Annotated in this window: 21 protein-coding genes; 6 read left to right on the top strand and 15 right to left on the bottom strand. The window is 46.9% G+C overall.

Annotated features, from left to right (window positions below; all coding sequences use genetic code 11):
- Window positions 1–129: 129 nt before the first annotated feature.
- The 4 genes from AC0VXY_RS21330 to AC0VXY_RS21345 form a co-directional block, all read right to left on the bottom strand.
- Window positions 130–1,266, bottom strand: coding sequence for an acyl-CoA dehydrogenase (locus AC0VXY_RS21330; RefSeq protein WP_475526479.1), 1,137 nt, complete (start codon window positions 1,264–1,266; stop codon window positions 130–132).
- Window positions 1,267–1,295: 29 nt separating this feature from the next.
- Window positions 1,296–2,147: a 3-hydroxybutyryl-CoA dehydrogenase gene (locus AC0VXY_RS21335; protein ID WP_435988948.1), complete on the bottom strand. Its 852-nt coding sequence runs from the start codon at window positions 2,145–2,147 to the stop codon at window positions 1,296–1,298.
- Window positions 2,148–2,371: 224 nt separating this feature from the next.
- Window positions 2,372–3,559, bottom strand: coding sequence for an acetyl-CoA C-acetyltransferase (locus tag AC0VXY_RS21340; RefSeq protein WP_435988947.1), 1,188 nt, complete (start codon window positions 3,557–3,559; stop codon window positions 2,372–2,374).
- Between the two features lie 325 nt (window positions 3,560–3,884).
- Complete coding sequence (locus tag AC0VXY_RS21345) at window positions 3,885–6,002, bottom strand: 4Fe-4S dicluster domain-containing protein (RefSeq protein WP_475526480.1); 2,118 nt, start codon at window positions 6,000–6,002, stop codon at window positions 3,885–3,887.
- A 301-nt stretch (window positions 6,003–6,303) separates the two neighbouring features.
- Here AC0VXY_RS21345 and cls point away from each other — a divergent pair, with 301 nt between their 5' ends.
- Together cls and uvsE are read left to right on the top strand one after the other, a co-directional pair.
- Window positions 6,304–7,509, top strand: coding sequence for a cardiolipin synthase (gene cls, locus AC0VXY_RS21350; RefSeq protein WP_475526481.1), 1,206 nt, complete (start codon window positions 6,304–6,306; stop codon window positions 7,507–7,509).
- A gap of 11 nt (window positions 7,510–7,520) precedes the next feature.
- Window positions 7,521–8,474 (top strand): UV DNA damage repair endonuclease UvsE, encoded by a 954-nt coding sequence (gene uvsE, locus AC0VXY_RS21355; RefSeq protein ID WP_475526483.1) that lies wholly within the window; start codon window positions 7,521–7,523, stop codon window positions 8,472–8,474.
- 46 nt (window positions 8,475–8,520) lie between these two features.
- On the opposite strand, the gene AC0VXY_RS21360 is transcribed toward uvsE, so the two are convergent.
- The 5 genes from AC0VXY_RS21360 to speE all read right to left on the bottom strand — a co-directional run bounded on the left by AC0VXY_RS21360 (window position 8,521) and on the right by speE (window position 12,930).
- Window positions 8,521–8,700 (bottom strand): XapX domain-containing protein, encoded by a 180-nt coding sequence (locus AC0VXY_RS21360; protein WP_032086963.1) that lies wholly within the window; start codon window positions 8,698–8,700, stop codon window positions 8,521–8,523.
- A gap of 103 nt (window positions 8,701–8,803) precedes the next feature.
- Window positions 8,804–10,474 (bottom strand): arginine--tRNA ligase, encoded by a 1,671-nt coding sequence (gene argS, locus AC0VXY_RS21365; protein WP_475526484.1) that lies wholly within the window; start codon window positions 10,472–10,474, stop codon window positions 8,804–8,806.
- A 4-nt stretch (window positions 10,475–10,478) separates the two neighbouring features.
- Entirely contained in the window at window positions 10,479–10,916 is a 438-nt protein-coding gene (locus AC0VXY_RS21370) for a YwiB family protein (protein ID WP_286162912.1), read from the bottom strand.
- A gap of 207 nt (window positions 10,917–11,123) precedes the next feature.
- The gene (gene speB, locus AC0VXY_RS21375) at window positions 11,124–11,996 is read right to left on the bottom strand and encodes an agmatinase (RefSeq protein ID WP_258264530.1); all 873 of its coding nucleotides are present in this window, start codon (window positions 11,994–11,996) and stop codon (window positions 11,124–11,126) included.
- A gap of 103 nt (window positions 11,997–12,099) precedes the next feature.
- A complete protein-coding gene (gene speE, locus AC0VXY_RS21380) occupies window positions 12,100–12,930 on the bottom strand; it encodes a spermidine synthase (protein WP_435988941.1) in 831 nt (276 codons plus the stop codon).
- Window positions 12,931–13,353: 423 nt separating this feature from the next.
- On the opposite strand from speE, the gene AC0VXY_RS21385 reads away from it, so the two are divergent.
- On the top strand, window positions 13,354–15,414 hold the full coding sequence (locus AC0VXY_RS21385) for a transglycosylase domain-containing protein (protein ID WP_475526485.1): 2,061 nt from the start codon (window positions 13,354–13,356) through the stop codon (window positions 15,412–15,414).
- Between the two features lie 314 nt (window positions 15,415–15,728).
- Here AC0VXY_RS21385 and AC0VXY_RS21390 read toward each other — a convergent pair whose 3' ends face one another.
- Window positions 15,729–16,235, bottom strand: coding sequence for a YwhD family protein (locus AC0VXY_RS21390; protein WP_475526486.1), 507 nt, complete (start codon window positions 16,233–16,235; stop codon window positions 15,729–15,731).
- A gap of 15 nt (window positions 16,236–16,250) precedes the next feature.
- Window positions 16,251–16,856: a site-2 protease family protein gene (locus tag AC0VXY_RS21395; RefSeq protein ID WP_435994353.1), complete on the bottom strand. Its 606-nt coding sequence runs from the start codon at window positions 16,854–16,856 to the stop codon at window positions 16,251–16,253.
- 277 nt (window positions 16,857–17,133) lie between these two features.
- On the opposite strand from AC0VXY_RS21395, the gene AC0VXY_RS21400 reads away from it, so the two are divergent.
- Both AC0VXY_RS21400 and AC0VXY_RS21405 read left to right on the top strand, forming a co-directional pair.
- Window positions 17,134–17,319, top strand: coding sequence for a 2-hydroxymuconate tautomerase (locus AC0VXY_RS21400; RefSeq protein WP_034765056.1), 186 nt, complete (start codon window positions 17,134–17,136; stop codon window positions 17,317–17,319).
- 153 nt (window positions 17,320–17,472) lie between these two features.
- The gene (locus tag AC0VXY_RS21405) at window positions 17,473–17,661 is read left to right on the top strand and encodes a DUF4083 family protein (RefSeq protein ID WP_435988938.1); all 189 of its coding nucleotides are present in this window, start codon (window positions 17,473–17,475) and stop codon (window positions 17,659–17,661) included.
- A gap of 67 nt (window positions 17,662–17,728) precedes the next feature.
- Here AC0VXY_RS21405 and AC0VXY_RS21410 read toward each other — a convergent pair whose 3' ends face one another.
- From AC0VXY_RS21410 to AC0VXY_RS21420, 3 genes are all read right to left on the bottom strand, one after another.
- Window positions 17,729–18,238: a YwgA family protein gene (locus tag AC0VXY_RS21410; protein ID WP_435988937.1), complete on the bottom strand. Its 510-nt coding sequence runs from the start codon at window positions 18,236–18,238 to the stop codon at window positions 17,729–17,731.
- A gap of 46 nt (window positions 18,239–18,284) precedes the next feature.
- Window positions 18,285–19,583, bottom strand: a complete 1,299-nt coding sequence (locus AC0VXY_RS21415; RefSeq protein WP_475526487.1) for an HD domain-containing protein — start codon at window positions 19,581–19,583, stop codon at window positions 18,285–18,287.
- A 272-nt stretch (window positions 19,584–19,855) separates the two neighbouring features.
- The gene (locus AC0VXY_RS21420) at window positions 19,856–20,080 is read right to left on the bottom strand and encodes a YuzB family protein (protein ID WP_060674304.1); all 225 of its coding nucleotides are present in this window, start codon (window positions 20,078–20,080) and stop codon (window positions 19,856–19,858) included.
- A gap of 248 nt (window positions 20,081–20,328) precedes the next feature.
- Here AC0VXY_RS21420 and AC0VXY_RS21425 point away from each other — a divergent pair, with 248 nt between their 5' ends.
- On the top strand, window positions 20,329–21,144 hold the full coding sequence (locus AC0VXY_RS21425; RefSeq protein WP_435994351.1) for an RsfA family transcriptional regulator: 816 nt from the start codon (window positions 20,329–20,331) through the stop codon (window positions 21,142–21,144).
- 109 nt (window positions 21,145–21,253) lie between these two features.
- On the opposite strand, the gene lipL is transcribed toward AC0VXY_RS21425, so the two are convergent.
- Window positions 21,254–22,096, bottom strand: coding sequence for an octanoyl-[GcvH]:protein N-octanoyltransferase (gene lipL, locus AC0VXY_RS21430; protein WP_475526488.1), 843 nt, complete (start codon window positions 22,094–22,096; stop codon window positions 21,254–21,256).
- Window positions 22,097–22,118: the final 22 nt, after the last annotated feature.

The following is a 22,118-nucleotide window of genomic DNA, read 5'->3' on the forward strand; positions in this document are numbered from 1 at the left end:
CCCTAAAAAAACCAGCAATGCAACAAACCCCTTTACGCCACGAAACACTAAAATATTAATCGGGGTCTGACACGCTTCAGAATATATGCACAACGACACCCTATCAAAATTTCAAATAAACACTTTCATCTACACCAACAAATGCTTCCCAATCACCATCCGCTGAATCTCACTCGTACCCTCATAAATCTCCGTCACCTTCGCATCACGGAACAAGCGCTCAACCGGATACTCCTTCGTATACCCATATCCGCCGTACACCTGAATCGCTTCCGTCGACGCTTCGACGGCTGTTTTCGAAGCAAACAGCTTAGCCATACTGGCTTCCTTCCCACAGGAGGTGTTGTTAGAGCGAAGATTAGCAGCCCTGTACACAAGAAGCTTCGAGCCTTCAACGGCCGTCGCCATATCAGCAAGCTTAAAACCGATTCCCTGTTGCGCGGCGATCGGTTTGCCGAACTGCACCCGTTCTTTTGCATAAGCCGTTGAGTAATTGAAAGCCGCTTCCGCGATTCCAAGTGCCTGCGCGGCAATTCCGATCCTGCCGGCATCCAGGTTCGCCATGGCGATCTTGAAGCCTTCCCCTTCTTCACCGAGAAGGTTTTCAGCCGGGACTTTCATATCTTCAAACGTCAGCTGGACGGTACGTGAACCGTGCAGCCCCATTTTATGTTCGTCTTTCCCGATCACAAGACCAGGTGTATCCTTCTCAACGATGAAGGCCGATACCCCACGGCTCCCCTTCGTCGAATCCGTCGTCGCAAAGACAATATACGTATCGGCTTCCCCACCATTGGTGATAAAGACTTTCGATCCGTTCACCACATAGTGGTCCCCGCGCTTTTCGGCCCGGGATTTGAGGCTCTTCGCATCGGACCCTGCACTTGGCTCGGTCAGACAGAAAGCCCCTAAATACTCACCAGTTGCAAGCTTCGGAAGGAACTTTTGCTTTTGCTCCTCGTTTCCGAAGTAAAGAATCGGATTGGTTCCCACTGACGTATGGACCGACAGGATGACCCCGATGGTGGCGCTTACTTTCGAAAGCTCATGAATCGCAATGATATACGAGGTGAAGTCCATCTCTGATCCGCCATATTTCTCGGGAATCGTGATTCCCATCAAGCCAAGCCCGGCCATTTTATTTAAAATATCCCTCGGGAACTCCCCCGCTTCCATCTTCTCGATGAACGGCTGGATTTCTGTTTCGGCAAAATCCTGGACCATCTTTCTCATCATCTGCTGCTCTTCCGTGAATCGTAACTCCATGACTGTTTCCTCCCTGATGTTCGTCGTGATCACTCGTACGAATAGAAGCCGCGGCCCGTTTTCTTACCCAGCCAGCCTGCTTTCACATATTTCCGGAGTAGCGGGCATGGACGGTATTTATCGTCACCGAAACCTTCATGCAGGGTTTCCATGATATAGAGGCATGTATCGAGTCCGATGAAGTCAGCCAGAGTCAGCGGTCCCATCGGGTGATTCATACCGAGCTTCATCACTTCATCGATCGCCTCTTTGCTCGCCACCCCTTCATAAAGGGTGTAGATCGCTTCATTGATCATCGGCATCAGGATGCGGTTTGAAACGAATCCCGGGAAATCTTCCACCTCTACCGGTACTTTATTAAGTGACTTCGTCATATCTTCAATCACTTGATACACTTCATCCGTTGTCGCAAGCCCACGGATGATTTCAACCAATTTCATCACCGGTACCGGATTCATGAAGTGCATTCCGATCACTTGTTTCGGCCGCTTCGTCGCTGCCGCAATTTCCGTGATCGGAAGGGAAGACGTGTTCGAAGCCAAAATCGTATGCTCCGGCGTGATCTCATCCAACTGAGCAAAAATCTTCGTTTTGATGTCCATATTCTCAACTGCCGCTTCGATGACAAGATCCACCTTCTTGGCGTCCTGGATATCAGTTGAAGCCGTCAAACGATTTACTGTAGCTGTTTTATCTTCTTCAGACATTCTTCCTTTTTCCACGGAACGGGACAGATTCTTCGTGATGACACCCATTCCCTTTTGGACAAACTCTTCTTTCAAATCGTTCAGGTATACGTTGAACCCTGCCTGTGCACAGACCTGGGCGATTCCTGCGCCCATTTGTCCCGCGCCGATGACCATTACGTTTTTAATGTTCATTTTGTTCTCCCCTTTGTTATATGAGACTAGTAATCTAGTTGGTTTTTTGTGGGTCAGCTGCTGAACTCAGGAGTGTACCTGGTACAATCACTCCCCTTTGTACCTGGTACACTTTGCTCTCTTTGTACCTGGTACACTTTGCCAAGTGTGTACCTGGTACACTCCACCGATTATGTACCTGGTACAAACAATCCCATCTGTACCTGGTACAACAAGTCACCACCCTACTGCTTCGCTACCTCAATCATGATCGCATCCCCTTGACCGCCTCCACTGCAGATCGAGGCTATTCCGATTCCTCCTCCGCGGCGTTTCAGTTCGTATGCGAGTGTAAGGATGATGCGGGCCCCGCTTGCTCCGATCGGGTGGCCAAGGGCAACGGCTCCACCGTTCACATTGACTTTGTCTGGATCAAGGCCGGCGATTTTCCCGCTCGTTAATGCCACGGCTGCAAATGCTTCGTTAATTTCAAACAAATCGATCTCTTCAAGGGATTTCCCTGTTTTCTTGAGAAGCTCGTTGATCACAAGCCCCGGTGTTTGCGGGAAGTCCTTTGCTTCAACAGCGAGGGCAGTATGGCCAAGGATGGTCGCTAACGGCTGTTTCCCTTCCTTCTTGGCTCTTTCTTCACTCATGAGGACCATGGCTGCCGCTCCGTCGTTGACCCCTGGAGCGTTCCCTGCTGTGATCGTTCCTTCTGATCCGAAGACAGGCCCTAATTTAGCCAGTGCCTCGATGGATGTTTCTTTCCGTGGGGCTTCATCTTTCGCTACGACAATCGGATCTCCTTTGCGTTGAGGTACCTCAACAGCAACGATTTCTTCACCGAGCACCCCCTCTTCGGTCGCTTTTACGGCTCTGTGATGGCTTCTGAGTGCCCATTCGTCCTGCTCTTCTCTTGATAGTTCAAATTCTTTCGCTGTTTCATTTCCGTACGTTCCCATGTGGACATTGTTGAAGCTGCACGTCAATCCGTCGTGTACCATCAGGTCTTTTACCTGAGAATCTCCCATTTTAAATCCCCAGCGGGCTTTCGGAAGGATGTAAGGAGCATTGGACATGGATTCCATTCCACCTGCCACAATCACTTCACCGTCGCCTGCTCGGATGATCTGGTCTCCCAATGTGACGCTTCGCATTCCTGACGCACATACTTTATTGATCGTTTCCGTTTTGACATTCCAAGGTAAGCCCGCGTGGCGTGATGCCTGACGGGAAGGGATTTGGCCCTGTCCTCCTTGTAAAACAGATCCGAGGATGACTTCTTCTACTTCTTCCCCGTTTACGCCGGCCCGTTTCAAGGCTTCCTTCATAGCGAAACCGCCAAGCTCTGAAGCTGTAAAACTGCTGAGGCTTCCCCCGAATTTACCAAAAGGCGTTCTTGCTCCGTCTAAAATAACCGTTTTTCCCATCTCCATCGCTCTCCTTTATATGGGTTTTATCCGTTAATTTGTATACGCTTTCAATTTACCTTAAAAAAATTTGATCGACTTTCGACTGAACGCTCGCTCAACTAATCCTCATAAGAGAAGGGACAAATTTTGTCCCCGATATACCTTTATTGTACTTCATTTTTAATGCTAACGCACCCGATTTTTTAGAAAGTTTTTATTTTTCTATTAAATTTACTATTGTAGAAAAACAATAGAAGCGAAACGCAATAGAGACTATTTTGTTTCACTCCTGTTTGTTTGATGAACGCGTGTGCCATTCATTATCTAAAGGATAATATTCTTTTTAAGATGCAGCCGGTTGGTCCTTTAGATCGCCACAAACGGCTTTTTCAAGAATTTCTGCGACATCGAGAGTAGAAACCGTTTCTTCCACTTCTTTTGCCTTTGTACCATCCGATAGCATCGTCAGGCAGTATGGACAGCCTGAGCTGATGACCGACGGACTGACAGCCAGTGCCTGCTCGGTACGGGAGACGTTGACGCGGTGTCCTGCGTCTTCTTCCATCCACATGAGTCCTCCACCCGCTCCACAGCACATGCCTTTTTCACGGTTACGCTCAATCTCGACCAATTTCACTCCGGAAATGGATTTCAGGATTTCACGCGGTGGGTCATACACTTCATTGTAACGGCCAAGGTAACAGGAATCGTGGAAGGTGATTGTTTCGTTCACTTCATATTGCGGCTTCAGGCGCCCTTCCTGTACCAGCTGATGCAGAAGTTCAGTATGATGGTAGACTTCCGCTTCCAGGCCAAAGTCCGGATACTCATTTTTAAAAATGTTGTACGCATGCGGATCAATCGTTACAATCTTCTTGATTTCATGTTTTTCGAACTCAGCGATATTTTGACCGGCAAGCTCCTGGAATAAGAACTCGTTTCCAAGACGGCGCGGTGTGTCACCGGAGTTCTTTTCTTTATTACCGAGAATCGCAAACTTCACGCCGGCTTCATTCATCAGCTTGGCGAAAGATAAGGCAATCTTTTGGCTTCGGTTATCGAATGAACCCATGGATCCGACCCAGAATAGGAATTCGAAGTCTTCTCCCGCTTTTTTCATTTCTTTTACCGTAGGGATCGTCACGTCTTCTCTTCCCTCACGCCAGTTTTCACGCTCTTTACGGTTCAGACCCCAAGGATTCCCCTGGCGCTCGATGTTTTGCATGGCGCGCTGTGCGTCTGCATCCATCTTTCCTTCTGTCAGGACAAGGTAACGGCGAAGGTCGATGATTTTATCTACGTGCTCATTCATGACCGGACATTGGTCTTCACAGTTACGGCACGTGGTACATGCCCAGATTTCTTCTTCCGTGATGACGTCCCCGATCAGGCTTGGACTGTACGCAGCACCGGCAGCCGCTTCTTCAGCCGCCTGAGTGGCACTTGCCATCGCAAGCTGGTTCCCTTTCGTCCCATTGAATGCAAATGTCGGCACCCAAGGCTTCTTCTGCGTCACGACAGCACCGTGATTCGTCAGGTTATCTCGAAGTTTGACGATGAGATCCATCGGGGAAAGCATTTTCCCTGTCCCGGTTGCCGGACACATATTCGTACAACGACCACATTCCACACATGCGTAGAAATCGATCATTTGGTGCTGTGTAAATTCTTCAATTTTCCCTACCCCGAAGCTTTCGGCTGATTCATCTTCAAAATCGATGGGCTTAAGCTTCCCAGGGTTGTCTAAACGATTGAAATAAACATTGGCAGGACCTGCGATCAAGTGAGCGTGCTTGGATTGCGGCACATACACAAGGAATGCCAGTAAGAATAGTAAGTGAATCCACCAGGCTACATAGAAAATGGCGATGGATGCCGTTTCCCCGATGCCTCCAAGTGCCCCTGCGATCAGCGATGCAACAGGCTCCGTCCAGGCAAGGTCTTCCCCATGCCAGATGATGCCCATTCCATTTCCGACAAGGACAGACAGCATTAATCCACCGATGAATAATAAGACCAGCCCAGATTTGAATCCTCTTTTTAAACGGACCAGTTTTTCCACATAGCGGCGATGGAATGCCCACACAACCGCCACAAGGATCATGAGTGTGACGATTTCCTGGAAGAATGTGAAACCTGGATATAACGGTCCAAGTGGTAAGTGACTTCCCGGAGCAAGCCCTTTCCAGATGAAATCGATGGCCCCGAACTGAACGAGGATGAATCCGTAGAAGAACATCACGTGGATCGCTCCACTTTTCTTATCCTTCAAGAGCTTCTTTTGTCCGAAGACATTGACCAGGATTTTCTGGAATCGTTCTTTGAATCGTTTGTCGAACTCCACTTTTTTCCCGAGCTTAATATATTCAATTCTCGTCTTTACTACATACACAAACAGACTCAGTGCATAAACGGTCACAAGGATAAATGCGACCCAATTGAGAATGAGTAACCCATTCATAGACAAACACTCCCCCTTCTTTGGTCCGATGAACTTCCCCTTTGTTCAAACTTTTACAAACCAAATTAATATTCTGAATAGTTCATATCTCCATTATATTATGAATGAGCATTCAGTCAATGGTTTTTCCGAATAAAAATGAAAACCTTTTCACAGGTGATCCTTCAGCTCGTAAAAAAACAGGACTTTCTGTACCCCCCACAGGTTTCAAAAGGACTAGTGAAAGGGAAAAAGAAGAAAGGATGCAAAGTACCAAAGAAAGAGGACATACTAAAGATAATGCAAATGAGAGAGTGATTCTATGTGGTGGTTAATCCTATTGGTTATCCTTGCCGCAATCATCGGATGGCTGATGCTCGATTTCAAATTGGGGAGAAGTCATTTCATCCGGACGCGGACAAGAAGAGATTATGAGAAACGAATGAGTGATATCGAATTATTTTCAAGGGGACCCGAGCTTTTCGATCAAATGTTTAAAGACATGAAAGAAGCAAGAGCCTCCATTCATGTATTATTTTATATCGTCCAGGATGACCACTTTGCCCTGAGGTTCCTGGAATTATTGAAAGGAAAGGCACAAGAAGGCATTGAGGTCCGTCTTCTGATGGATCAAATCGGGAGTCATAACGTCCCGAAGTCGAAGGTAAAGGAGCTTCGTGATGCGGGTGTGGAAGTCGATTTCTGCCGGAGAGTCAAGCTTCCCTACCTGTTCTTTTCCTCCCAGCAGCGTAATCACCGGAAGATTACCGTCATCGACGGGGTGATCGGTTATTTGGGTGGTTACAACATCGGAAAGGAATATATCGATGAAAATGATAAGCCCGAGCTTTCTCCTTGGAGGGATTATCATCTCCGGTTGGAAGGTGAAGGTGTCCACGATCTTCAGACTGAGTTCTGCATTGACTGGCACCGCGCTACACAGAAGGATTTGAAGAACGAAGCAAAGTATTTCCCTCCCGCTGAAAAAGGAAGCATTCAGCATCAAATTTTCCCGACCGAGGGGGTTAATATTGAAGACTTCTTTGGAAAATTCATCGACGAAGCACAAAGCGAAATCATTATCGGGACACCCTACTTCATTGCTACTCCGATCTTGATGGACGCGCTTTTGGGGGCACTGGACAGAGGGGTTACCGTCAAGATCATCATCCCGAATAATGCCGATCATATGCTGGTGAAAGAAGCAGCCTTCCCTTATTTCAGGCCCCTGCTCGCTAGTGGTGCGAAAGTGTATCAGTTCATGGACGGCTTCTATCATGCAAAGGTGATGGTCGTCGATGACCATTTCTGTGATATCGGCACGGCCAATTTTGATAAGCGGAGCTTCTTTATCAATTTTGAAATCAATAACCTGATCTACGATAAAGGATTTATCCAGACGTTGAAAAAGGAAATGGAAAAAGACATGGCGGCATCCGACATGTTAAGCGAAAGCGATCTCTCATCGGTTTCTGTGCTCACCCGGTTAAAAGAACGCGTCGCTTCAGCCATTTCAATCTTACTCTAGGGGGATGACACATGAAAGTCCGACTTGGATTCGTGGCGAACTCCCTCTCTTTATGGGATGCAAGCCCGGCCAAAACCATGACATATAAGCGATACACAGAGTTACCCAGAAATGAGCGGATGGATCGCCTTAGGGAAGTGACGAGGTTAAACCTGGAGCATACGAAACGCATCCTGTATCTATGTGCGGCTCACGAAATCAAGCTGTACCGATTATCCAGCTCCCTCGTTCCCCTTGCCACTCATCCTGAAGTGGAATGGGATTTCCATTCCCCTTTTCAACATGAATGGAAGGAACTTGGCGATCTGATCAAAAAGTTCGGGATCAGGGCAAGCTTTCACCCGAACCAGTTCACCTTATTCACGAGTCCCAAGCAGCATGTGACGGACAATGCTGTGAAAGATATGGTGTATCACTACCGGATGCTTGAATATATGGGGATCGAGAAGGATTCCGTCATCAATATCCATATCGGCGGGAGCTACGGGGATAAGGAAGAAACGCTGATCCGTTTTCATGAAAACCTGAAAGACCTCCCTCCGGATGTAAAAGACATCATGACACTCGAAAATGACGACAAGACCTATACCGTCGAAGAAACGCTCACCGTTTGTCAAAAAGAGAATATCCCCATGGTCCTGGACATTCACCATCACGAAGCCAATCCAAGTGATAAGCCTCTTGAGGGGTATCTTGAAGACATTTTTTCCACCTGGAACAGGAGAGATTTAGTGCCGAAAATACATATTTCCTCCCCTAAATCCGATAAGGCCTTCCGCTCCCATGCCGACCTGGTCGACCCGGGATTTGTGGAAGGTTTCTTCAAAACCCTGAAGACGTTGGATCAAGACGTAGATTTTATGATCGAAGCCAAACATAAAGATCTTGCCATGCTGAAGCTGATTGAAGATTTATCTTCCATCCGCGGGGTGAAAAGGATCAATGGCGGGACCCTTGAGTGGTAAAGAAGAAAAGATGGACACTTGGGTGTTCATCTTTTTTATGTAAACATCATTTAAATACAGACTCGATCCAGGGCTGAATTGCCATAAAGGCTTTGAACCCAAGATAAATACCCACAATTCCTGCAATTCCTGCCAATGCTGGCGGGGCCGGTATCGGTAACTTAAATAAAGCAAAGATAAACCCGACTAAAAATCCGGTTACGATCGCCAATACGACGGTTTTCATACCATTCTCCTCCTTCATCCATCTTCCATTATTATACGTCAAAGCGGCCGAAATATAAGAAAAAGGTCCATCCTGATGAGGGACGGACCTTTGGTATATCTATTTACATTTTTTCCGGAGCTGCTACACCGATCAAGGCAAGAGCGTTTTGTAACGTGACACGAACGACTTTTACTAAAGCGAGACGTGCTGTCGTCAGTTCACGGTTATCTTCATCAAGTACCTTGTTAGCATTGTAGAAGCTGTGGAAAGCAGATGCCAGGTCATTGATGTAGTTTGCCACACGGTGAGGCGTGCGTTTCTCCGCAGCGTCGGCGATCATTTGCGGGAACTCACCCAGCTTTTTCAGTAGGTCCACTTCTTTTTCCGTACCGATCAGTTTTAAGTCGATCTTGTCTTCTGAAGCCAATCCCTGCTCTTCTGCCTGGCGAAGGATACTGCAAATACGCGCGTGGGCATATTGAGCATAATATACAGGGTTTTCGTTGGACTGGGAAACCGCTAAGTCCAGGTCAAAATCCATATGCGTATCGGCACTTCTCATGGCGAAGAAATAGCGGACAGCATCAAGGCCGACCTCTTCCACAAGCTCACGTAACGTAACAGCTTTCCCTGTACGCTTACTCATCTTCATCTTTTCACCATTTTTGTAAAGGTGAACAAGTTGGATCACTTCCACTTCCAGTTTGTCACGGTCAAAGCCAAGTGCTTCGATGGCCGCTTTCATTCGGGGGATGTAACCGTGGTGATCCGCTCCCCAAATATTGATCAGCACATCATGCCCGCGCTCGAATTTATCCTGGTGATAGGAAATATCCGGAGTCAGGTATGTGTACGTGCCGTCGTTCTTGATAAGAACACGGTTCTTGTCATCGCCAAGTTCAGTGGAACGGAACCAGGTTGCGCCGTCCTCTTCGTATACGTGACCGTTATCTCTCAGCGTTTTCAATGCCGCATCGATTTTCCCATTTTCATAAAGGGATGTTTCAGAGTACCACACATTGAACGGAACGCGGAACATTTCAAGATCCTTTTGAAGCTTGGCCATTTCAATCTTCAGGCCGTATTCACGGAAAAACTTGTAGCGTTCCGCGTCGCTTACTTCTGCATATTTCGAGCCGAATTCTTCAGCCAGTTTCTTTCCGATTCCGATGATGTCCGCCCCGTGGTACCCGTCTTCAGGCATCGCCTTGTCCTGTCCAAGTGCCTGGAAGTAACGTGCCTCAACGGAGATCGCCAGGTTGTGGATCTGATTTCCGGCGTCATTGATGTAGTATTCACGGGTTACGTTATAGCCCGCTTTTTCAAGGACGTTACATAGGGAATCACCGACGGCCGCTCCACGGGCATGACCTAGATGAAGGTCACCTGTCGGGTTGGCAGATACGAACTCGACGTTCACTCTCTCACCATTTCCCGCGTCTGACTGACCGTATTCCTGATCCTGATCGAGAATCAACGGGATCAAATCTGTTAAGTATTCGTTATTCATGTAGAAATTGATGAAGCCGGGTCCTGCAATCTCCATTTTTTCAATGGACGCTTTGGACTGGTCGAAGTTAGCGACGATGTCGTCAGCGATCATGCGTGGTGCTTTTTTTGCGACTCTTGCCAGCTGCATGGCCATATTCGTTGAATAATCCCCGTGTGACTTTTCTTTCGGGATCTCAAGGATGACATCCGGGATCTGATCCTCAGTTGCGAGTCCCGCTTTCAGGACCGCTGCTCTGATTTCGGCTTTCAGGTTTTCTTGTACTTTTTCGACGATATTCATATCGCTATGCTTCCTCCTTATAGTGAATGGACATAACATAATCCCCAACCGGGCTGTCCTGCATCTTTAACTCGTATGAAAGATTGAAATTCCCTTCAAGCTCCGAGTCACTCTGTGTATGTGAAAGTGTTTTCGTTTTGGTTGTAAGTAAAAGGGTGCCGAGCTGGCTCTCGTAAGAACCGTTCTGTTCCTCGAGTTCGTTGAAGGCCATTCTCATTTTGACTGCCCCGCTTCTGAGGATGAGGGCCTGTCGATCCGTTACTTTAACAATCGTATGAGTGGTCCCTTCCTCTTGTACTTCATCGTACTTTAGAAAAACGGCATCTCCTTTTTCATAGTATCGACCAAATGATACCAATTCAAAAGAGTCACTTTCCTCTCCTATTGTGATTTTGGTTTTCAAGTGAACTTTGACAGGGGTGTAATCTGTTTTTGCCGTCAAACCACTCACATCCTTTTCTTTTTAGGGTCCGATCAAGTGATAGGTCCGTCCCTCAAATAGACGTCCCTTCCTTCTAACTAATTAAGTATAAGAAGTATTGTGGGAAATTGCAATGGAACACGGTGAGTTTTCATTTATTGGGGGGATGTAAGCGGATTATCGGCAAAAGAACAGCCTCTTCTGCCAATGAGAAGAGGCTTTGATGGTTTATTTCACCCAGCCAAGAAGCATTTCACGGATCAGCTTACTTGCCGTATTCGCTGTCTGCTCGGATGGATCATAGATTGGCGCCACTTCCACCAGATCCGCTCCCACGACGTTCACGTCTGAGTGAGCAATGGCATGGATGGATGCCAGTAATTCCTTGGATGTGATTCCCCCGCAGTCCACGGTTCCGGTTCCAGGAGCATGGGCAGGGTCCAATACGTCAATATCAATCGTCACATAAACAGGACGTCCTGCAAGCTGAGGAAGGATTTCCTTCAACGGCTCGAGCACTTCGAATTTCGAAATGTGCATGCCGTTTTCCTTCGCCCATTGGAATTCTTCTTTCATCCCGGAACGGATGCCGAATGAATAAACGTTCTTTGGCCCGATATGCTCGGCGATCTTACGGATCGGAGTCGAGTGGGATAGCGGCTCCCCTTCATACTCTTCACGCAGGTCTGTGTGAGCGTCCATATGGATGATGGCAAGATCCGGGTATTTCTTCGCGATGGCTTTCATCACAGGCCATGAGACCAGGTGCTCCCCACCCATTCCGAACGGGATCTTCCCGTCTCCGAGCAGGCCGTCGATATAATCTTCAATCATATCGATGCTCCGCTGCGGGTTACCGAACGGAAGCGGGATATCACCGGCATCATAGTATTTCACTTCTTCAAGTTCCCGGTCTAGGTACGCGCTATACTCCTCCAGACCGATGGACACCTCACGGATACGGGTCGGGCCGAAACGGGAACCAGGACGATAACTGACCGTCCAATCCATCGGCATCCCGTAAAGGACCACCTGGCTATCCTCATAAGAAGGATGGCTCTTAATAAACACATTACCTGAATAAGCCTCATCAAAACGCATATTCTTCAACCTCTCTTTTAGAGAGGGACGGACCTTGGTTAAGGTCCGTCCCTCCTTGATTTTAAGCGATTTACCGTTGAAATGTGAGGTCCGTCCCTCCCATTTATTTTGTCAGGTCTTTAACGAATTTCGGAAGGGCGAATGCTGCTTTGTGCAGTTCCGGTGTGTAGTATTTCGTTTCGATGTCGTGGAAACGCTCTTCCGGCACTTCGATCGGGTCGTGCTTTTTGGAACCGATCGTGAAGGCCCACAATCCGCTTGGGTATGTGGGGATACTCGCTGTGTACAGACGTGTGATTGGGAAGATTTCCTTTACGTCGCTCTGTACCTGGCGGATAAGGTCTGCTTTGAACCAAGGGTTGTCACACTGCGCGACGAAGATTCCGTCTTCTTTCAGGGCTTTCGAGATCCCTGCGTAGAATCCTTTTGTGAACAAGTTCACCGCCGGGCCAACAGGCTCAGTGGAATCGACCATGATCACGTCATATTCGTTCTCACTCTTCGCGATGTGCATGAAGCCGTCGTCGACTTGTACATCCACGCGCTCATTCTCTAATTCTCCTGCAATCTCAGGAAGATACTTCTTGGAGTACTCGATCACTTTCCCATCGATTTCAACCAGTACGGCCTTTTTCACGCTTGGGTGTTTCAACACTTCACGGATGACGCCTCCGTCTCCACCGCCGACAACCAACACGTTCTCCGGGTTCGGATGCGTGAATAATGGAACATGCGCGACCATTTCGTGATAGACGAACTCATCCTTCTGGCTCGTCATGACCATGCCGTCAAGGAACAGCATATTGCCCCATTCTTCTGTTTCAGCCATTTCAAGATATTGAAAATCCGTTTGCTCTGTATGTAAAGTCTTTTTGATTTTCATCGTGATCCCGAAGTTTTCTGTTTGTTTCTCTGTGTACCAAAGTCCACTCATTGTTTCAACTTCCCTTCTTGTTTTCATATTTTTATCAGTTTTTCCAGCATAGGTCGATCTTCGCTGTCAAAATCATATACCACTAGTTTGAGTTTTCACACGTTCATCTTTAGGACAAAATAGATCACTCTGTTAAGCGAAACCCTGACATAACGGGCTTTACTCCTATTTATAAAAACATCCGGAACGGACGTCATTTTTATCCTTCCCTATCATGATAAATACAAACATGAGAAAAAGTATAGTGGAATCTAGCAAAATTTCAAGTGAAATTTTTTCTAAACCTTTGAGGTTTAAAATCTCGTAAATCTTTTCATACTGATACTACACAGTAATCAGTATAAACGAGATGACAACTATAAGAAAAATCCAAGGTCCGTCCCTCAAATGATGCGGACCTCTGTAGGGAAAGTAGGGAGAGGTATGGAACTGATGGCTCGAATGGGGAAGACAAAGAAATATGCGAGATTTGCAGTGGTCGGGGCTCTCGCGGCTATGGTCCTCTTTTTGTTGGGGATCATGGGGGTTTTGATTTACGCTAAGGTCCAGGGGCCGCCTCCCCTTGCCGTCCCTCAATCTACTTTGATCTACGGTGAGGATGGTTCGGTCATAGGAGAAACGAATACAGACGAGAAGCGTTACTGGGTGGGACTGAAGGAAATCTCACCTGCCCTCATTGAAGCGACGATCTCCATTGAAGACAAAAGCTTCTATCAGCATTACGGGTTTGACCTGAAGCGGATGGCAGGGGCAGCACTGGCCGACGTCAAAGCGATGTCGAAGGTACAGGGGGCCAGTACCATTTCACAGCAGTACGCTCGCAATCTATTTCTTTCTCATGATAAGACGTGGAAACGAAAGATTTCAGAAGCGCTTTATACGATAAGGATTGAAATGAACTACTCCAAGAAGGACATTCTAGAAGGCTATTTAAATACCATCTATTACGGACACGGCGCATACGGTGTCCAGGCAGCTAGTCAATATTACTTCGGCAAGGATGCCAATCAATTGACGGTTTCCGAAGCGGCCATGCTCGCCGGGATACCGAAAGCACCGTCCTACTATTCGCCTGTCACCCATCTTGAAAATAGCAAGAATCGACAGGAACTCATTCTTCAGTCCATGACCGATGACGGCTTTATAACAAAAGAGCAAGAGACCGTTTCCAAAGCCGCACCAATCCGCATCACAGGCGAGCACGCCCATCAAAAGGCGGAAACCGCCCCCTATTTTCAAGATGTCGTGAAAAGCATCCTCCGCTCCGACTTGGGAATCGAGGAACGCACGATTGAGATGGGAGGACTGAAGGTATACACGACCCTAAACCCCGATCACCAGAAAGCCGCCGAGAAAGTCGTGAAGGAACAGATCCCCGATAAATCGGATATCCAATTGGGGTTTGTGTCCATGAACCCTAAAAATGGATATGTAACAGCTTTAGTCGGGGGTCGAAATTACGAAGAGAGTCCATTTAACCGTGCCGTGCAGGCAATCCGCCAGCCGGGATCAACGATCAAGCCGCTACTCTACTACTCTGCTTTAAAGCAGGGGTTTACGCCATCCACGACGATGAAGAGCGAAATGACGTCCTTCACATTCGATGATGGAAAAAAGTACACCCCTCATAATTACAACAATAAATATGCAGATGGTGACATCACCCTGGCCCAGGCCATCGCTCTATCTGATAACGTCTACGCCGTGAAGACCCACCTCTTCATCGGTCAGGACACCTTGACGAAAACGGCAAAAGAGAAGTTCGGATTGACGACTAAGGTGAAAAAATACCCATCTTCGGCACTCGGTACGTCAGGGGCACGGGTCATCGATATGGTCAATGCCTACAGCATCTTTGCCAATGGCGGCTACAAAGTGAAGCCCGTCTTCATTACAAGAGTGGAAGACTGGTCGGGGAACATCATCTATGAACAGAAATCTAAAAAAGAGCAGGTACTCGACCCGGATCTCACCTACGTCATGACCCATATGCTCACCGGGATATTCGATCCTAAGCTCAATGATTACTCGACGGTCACAGGGATCCAGATCCGGAAAGACGCGACCCGTCCCTATGCAGGTAAATCCGGGACAACCAATACAGACAACTGGATGATCGGCTACTCCCCTCAATTAACAGCGGGAGTGTGGACCGGATACGATAAAGGAAAAGAAGTCTCCCTGGTCGATGATAAATACTATGCCAAGAAAATCTGGGTCCACTTCATGGAGGAAGCCCTGAAGGATGAACCCGTCAAGAACTTCAAACCGACCAAGGGCGTCGTCGGCGTGGCCGTGAACCCCCATAACGGACTGCTCGCAACAAAAGACTGTCCCGTTCAGCGCTTCACCTATTTTGTAAAAGGCACAGAACCGACAGAATACTGCCATGAACATCTGGGTGAAAAAGAAGCACCGAAAGAAAAGGTACCGGAAAAAGAAAAGAAGCCCTGGTATGATAAAGTGAAGGATTGGATCTTTTAGTTTTTATTGTTATTTAGCTGGAAATGGGATTTTCGACATGTCCAGCTCCGGCGGCTAGAGGCTCGAGGTCATAAGTCAAGCAAACCAAAAAGGCAAAGGGCGCCTTTCCGATTGGCTCGCCTTATGCTTATCGCCTCTGAACGAGCCACCTCCGCTTTTCGATATAACAAAAAACCCCGGGTTTGTGCGAACCCGGGGTTTTTCATGTCCTAGTTTATGTGCAAACTGTGATTTAAGTGTACTTTTTTTCCACCCATAGAGCAAGATGTGAACGACATATTCAAAAAAATGTCACATTTTGTTCACAAAACGATCTATTTTATTTTTAGCGCTTCCTTCAGTTCATCCTTTGAGCGTTCCCACATACCTTCATCATGATTCTTTAAAAAGTCCGTGAGAATTCCTTTGGATCTGTCGTCCAGGTGATCCAGGACGATCTTCCGCTTGATGGATTTATCCATATTGTTCACATGTTCCGGCATGGACTTGTAGCCCCTGCGCTTCTCGCGGTTCACGACGAGCTCACAAGCCGTCATGCCTGCATAGTACGGGCCTTCTTCCATCCGGTCGATGGTCACCCAGATCAGCCAGTACAGCTTACCGCCAGCCGAGTCCTCACGGTTATTCGTGAACTTGATCCCTTTTTCAATCGGGCTTCTTGCATGCAAGGCGCCGATTTCGATCGTCGCTTCACCTTCTTCGACATCAATCATCACAGGCGAAACATTATCAAGGCTCAATGACCCTACCCCGTATCCGCCATGGCCGTCAGTGGGATCACTTTTGATGATATTGAATCCAATGTTTTTTTTCTTTTCCATGAAACGTCACTCCTTCTAGTTAAAGATTGAAAAAATAGTCGTGAATATCGCACTGAATGCCTGATTGGTCGCGGTCATGCCGCCTTGTAATAACGGCCAGATCGTATATTCGTCCAGAGGCGTGATGATAATGATCAAAAACAGCAGAACGCCATATTGCTCATACTGGGACAATTTTGCCCTGACATGATTCGGTGACAAGTCCTCGATGATCCGGTACCCATCCAGTGGAGGGAACGGCAGTAAGTTGAAGACAAACAACAGTACGTTCAAGTAAACGATCATCTGCAGGAGATCAATGACAAACGGCGGTACCCCGACTCCGCCCGTCACCCCTACAAAGAAATAGAAAAAACCGAATGCAATGAACGCCAGTAAAAAATTACTCAGGGGGCCGGCAACCGATACCAACACTCCCGCCAACCGGGGATTCTTAAAACGTGATCTCATGACCGGCACAGGCCGCGCCCAGCCAAATCCCGCGATTAATATTAAAATGGTTCCCAGGGGGTCCAGATGCTGAATCGGATTCAATGTGAGTCTTCCCTGATCCTTCGCTGTCGTATCCCCGAACTTGTATGCCACAAAGGCGTGTGCGAACTCATGAACCGTAAAGGCCATGACGAGGGCGATCACGACAAACGGAAGCTCTTCCAACCGAAAGACGGAGATCGACTCAAAAAGTGAGCTAATTGTATCCAAAGTATGTACTCCTTTAAAAAATGTTTTACTTTCTTATTCCATAGTATACAGAAAAATTCCTGCCTTCATGACACTTCATCTTTCCATCATACCAAACTTGCTCTCTCATCCCCTACCCATTACATTTAAATGGTAGGCATGAATACAGGAGCCTACCACAGATTGTACCAAATCCAAAACCAAGGAGCGAATCATTATGCCTTATATCACCGTAAAAATGCTCGAAGGCCGTTCAGAAGAGCAAAAACGTGCCCTCGTTGAAAAAGTGACAGAAGCCGTCAGCGAAACAACCGGTGCCCCTGAAGAAAAAATCGTCGTCTTCATTGAAGAAATGACGAAGGGTCACTATGCCGTCGGAGGCAAGAGACTCAGTGATCAATAGAAGCAAACATAAGACAAGCCCGCTGAAAAGGCATTCCTTTTCAGCGGGCTTGTCTTATGTCTTCGCCTTTTCATAAATCCGGGATTCCACACGGGCAACATTTGCATCTTAAGAATACGATATACCATACAGTCGACGGAAAGGATGAAATGAATGGACATGACGATTGGCGATGTTTTCTTACAGTTGTTCATGACGGCTTTACTTATAGCCATTGTCGTTGTCGCTTTTGTGGTGGCGAAAGGGCTTCGAAACAGAAGGATCCAGCAGCGGAACCAAGACAAACAGGTTGAAGAAAAGCTTGATCAAATCATTGAAAAAATGGATCAATCATCAAAATAGCAAGATTATATAAAGGGGGATCACTCCTGTCGAGTGATCCCCCCTTTCAATCCTATAAGAACGTTCTCTACTGAACGATTTTTTTCGATTTTAGTCCATCAATGTAAGCGAAGGCTTCGTCGATTTCTTCTTCTGTATATTTCTGCTTGCTCTTGAGTGTGAACACTTTTTCCACGACTTCTTCTTTTGAAAGATTATCAAAATATAAGATGGTCGAAACCAGTTCCAAAAAACGTGCTGATTGAACGTTCATATCCGTAAGGCAATCCTTCAGGCAGGGCATATCCTTTTCATAGATTTCCAGGAAGTCCTCCCCTTCTTTCGTGACGGCATAGCGGTATTGAAAGTAGCCGCCTTTTTTTTCCTTCACCTCGGAGATGAACCCCATATTGCATAGCTCCTCCACCCGAAGCGTCAGTTCCTCCGAGTACGGACCATAAAAATGAAATTGAAATTTTTCCTGAAACGGGAATTCAAGCTTCTTCGCGATGTATATCATCTTCTGAAGCTTCTTTCTTCCCACCACTTCACCCGAGGCTAAGAAGGCACTCATCAATTTTGCATGCTCTTTTAACAATGTACGTCATCTCCTACTCCTAGTATTGCATATGTCAGGCTCTTGTCTACAACTCCAGAATCGAACGTATCTGGCGCTTAATATTTTTCTTTGTTGATTCGTCATATAGTAAATCCACTGGATAGTATAATTTATGATCGGTCCGGCGCTTTCCGGAGATGGAATCCACGATATCCGACTGTCTGGAAAGTTCACGAAGCTCCTCATTTTTCATTAATAGATGGATCGGGAGGCGTTCCTCTTCTTCGCCTGGCCTGTAGAAATCGTATGGAAGATCTGAAGATGAGTCCACCACTAAATAATAATCGGGATCGATTCCCGCCTTTTTAAAGAGGGCTTCCAGTTCACTGTGCTTCTTGTATTCCTTCGCCGGATCAAATTCCACGTACTTGAAGAGATTCCGGTTCATGAACCGCTCGCATAAGTCCCGTAAAATCGGATCCTCTTCTTCCTGCCAAATCAGAAAATAGTACATGATGACCGCTTCATCCAGCTTTAAGTAATCCTCAAGGGCCACTTCCCCCTCAAACAGGGAATAAAAATGGATCGGGCTTTGCTTAAAGGAATAGGATTCTTCATGAAGCTCCTTTGCCCTATGTAATATTTTCGTCAGGATCACTTCTGCGCTTCTGGTGACCGGATGGAAATATACCTGCCAGTACATCTGATAGCGGCTCATTATGTAATCCTCCACGGCATGCATCCCGCTTTGCTTGATGACGACCTGATCTTCACGCGGCCTCATGACACGGAGGATCCGCTCCATGTCGAAATGTCCATAGCTAACCCCTGTAAAATAGGCGTCACGCTGCAGATAATCCATACGATCGGCATCGATCTGGCTTGAAATGAGGCTGACGACCAGCTTGTTACTGTACGTCTTCGCGATCACTTCTGCCACATGTTTTGGAAAATCCGGTGCCACTTTACCGAGAACCGCGTTCACCTCTGTATCCCCTAAGATGATGGCTTGGGTAAAATGCTCGTGATCGAGGTGAAACACCTTTTCAAAGGAATGGGAAAACGGTCCGTGCCCAAGATCATGCAATAACGCAGCACACAATGACAGTAATCGCTCATCCTGATTCCACTCCGGTCTTCCGACGAAGACATCATCGACGATGCGGCGAATGATCTCATACACGCCAAGAGAATGATTGAACCGGCTGTGTTCTGCCCCGTGAAAGGTCAAGTAGGTGGTTCCGAGCTGTCTGATTCTGCGGAGTCGCTGGAACTCTTTCGTCCCGATCAAATCCCAAATCACGCGATCCTTTACATGAACATAGCGATGAACAGGGTCTTTAAATACTTTTTCTTCATGTAATTTCTGCTTGGCATACTCCATCTTCTACCCTCTTCCTAAACTAGCATATTTCTATTATAGCGACTTGCGTCATCGCTTTCATCTCGAATTTTGTCGAAAAAAATAGGTATTTGTCCTTTGATAGTTCAACCGCAAGCGTTCCAAATCCTTCAAAAAAATTTGGACGCTTGACAAAAAATTCTCTCCTACTTATTTCTATGCCCCTTATGTAGTTTCCTTTTCCAAAGAACCGCAAACCTTTATTTATTTTTATCAGTAGAAAAGAAAAAACTCCCTCAGGTGGAAGTTTCCCTTCATTTCTTTATTTTCTTGATCACTTTTTCCATCAGTTCTTCTTCAGTCAACGCCGCTACAGGACGATTATTCACAAAAGCGAATGTCTTTTTGCGTCCTGGACCACAATAGGATTGGCACGCAATGTCGATCGGTGCATCCGGATCAATATCCTTTAATTTCGGGATCAAGGTCTTTAGGTTAACGGCCTGACAATCATCGCAAACACGGAATTCGTTTGCCATCTGTCAACAACCCTTTCTATCTATTGAAATGGATTTTATACGTCGTAAACATCGATTTATAGAATACAGTTTTCAGTCATGTATTGCAAGTGAACATCGTTTCCATCCTGCATACGTTCATCACTGATACAACGAAACTAGCAGACAGAAAATAATTTTAACATATTCGTATAAAAACCTTCTAAATGGTCCATCCTTTAATCAACGAATACTTTAAGAAAACTTTGGGAGTTGAGATGAAAATGATGATGAAAACAAGACAGGATGCCTGGACGGAAGAAAATGATCTATTATTGGCAGAAACGGTCCTACGTCATGTGCGTGAAGGCAGCACACAGCTGAATGCCTTCGAGGAAGTCGGGGACAAACTGAACCGCACATCCGCCGCATGTGGATTCCGCTGGAACGCCGTCGTGCGCCATCAGTACGAGAAAGCTCTTTCACTAGCAAAAAAACAACGCAAACAGCGCCACCGCATCCTCGGGAAAGACCAGGGCGGCAAGAAAAAGCTATTATACCAGCCACCGACACCTTCCTTCGAAGATTTAGACGCTATGTCTCTATCAATGTCTGAAGCGGAAGAAGAAATGGAATTTGCCGAGTACGAGAACTACGTACCGGAAACAGAGCAACTGGGGAAAGAAACTGAAGAAGCAGCACAGAACTTTAAAGTGGAAGCAAGTGAGGAACAAGCTTACGTGGCGCCACAAGCACCTGCTGCCAACCATGTTGTAAAACCATCGGGACTTAAAGGGGAAGTCACCCTTGAAAAGGTGATCGCGTTCCTTCAGAACCTGGCCCAAACCAACATGAACTCCGACTACGTGAAAATTGAGAATCAGAGATTGAAGCAGGAGATTTCCGACCTCCGAAAAGAGAATGCCGATCTCGAAAAGAAAGTCAAAGCCCTTGAAAACAACTCCGTTACGATGCAGGAAGACTACGAAACACTCATGCAAATCATGAACCGGGCCAGAAAACTCGTCGTATTCGATGAAGACGAATCGAAAGCACCGCGATTCAAGATGGACCGAAACGGAAATCTCGAGAAAGTTGCTGAATAATGGGATTCCCAACCAGTGCGCCTGTGGGCGTGCTGGTTTTTTGGTAGAGAAGGGATGCCGGGATAAAAAAAGCCGGACTCCCATTCCCATAGAAGTCCCGCTCTCTTCATTATCCTAATACCTTTTCATTCCGATCCACGACCCGCTGATAATACATCTCGTACATCCCATACTCTTCTCCCTGGAGGGCACTGCTGTAAAATTCGCCGCTGAATCCTTTCAACGATTGCAGGAAGCGGAGCATCACATCTTGAATCGATAATTCGACGCCTAAGAGCTCCGATAAAGAAGCCATCACCTCAGGGTCAATTGTCGGAAACGTAAACTTCGACGTTCCACCCTTCAGTCCGGTCTCATAAAAACGCTGAATCAGTCCCGCCCGCTCAGAACCGCTCCCACTGACGCAAAGATACACCTGAACGGCTACTCCGTTTCGGATCCTCCGCTGGGAGATCCCCGCGAACTTCTGATCATTGATGCTGAGATCGTAACTGCCGGGACAGTAAGACTGTGTGATCTCCTTCGCTTCGATCTCCACGTCAAATTCCCTGAACATATCCTTTACCAGCAGCCACATCGCGTCGTATCCACGGTTAATGTCGATGCCTTTTTCAGAATCTGGGAAAACCAATGAGAGATTCAGTACCCCCTCATCCAATACGACCGCAAGGCCCCCGGAGTTTCGTACAATATATCGGTAGCCTTCCTCTTCCAACACCTCTAAGGCATCAGAAAGAAACGGCAGTTTTGTATCTTGAATGCCTAATACAACCGTTTGATGATGGACCCATGAGCGTGCCGTCGGATCAGACTGACCTGCTCCGATCACCGTGCACAATGTATCGTCCATGGCAAACGACTGCAGGGCCCCGAACATCGGTCCCAAACTTGATTGATCAATCACTCTCCATCGATCTTGACGAAGCAGTGCATACGCTTTTTCCTTATCCATAACGCTTCTCCTTCACTTACAA

Source organism: Rossellomorea sp. QJM3NY_18 (assembly GCF_056173145.1).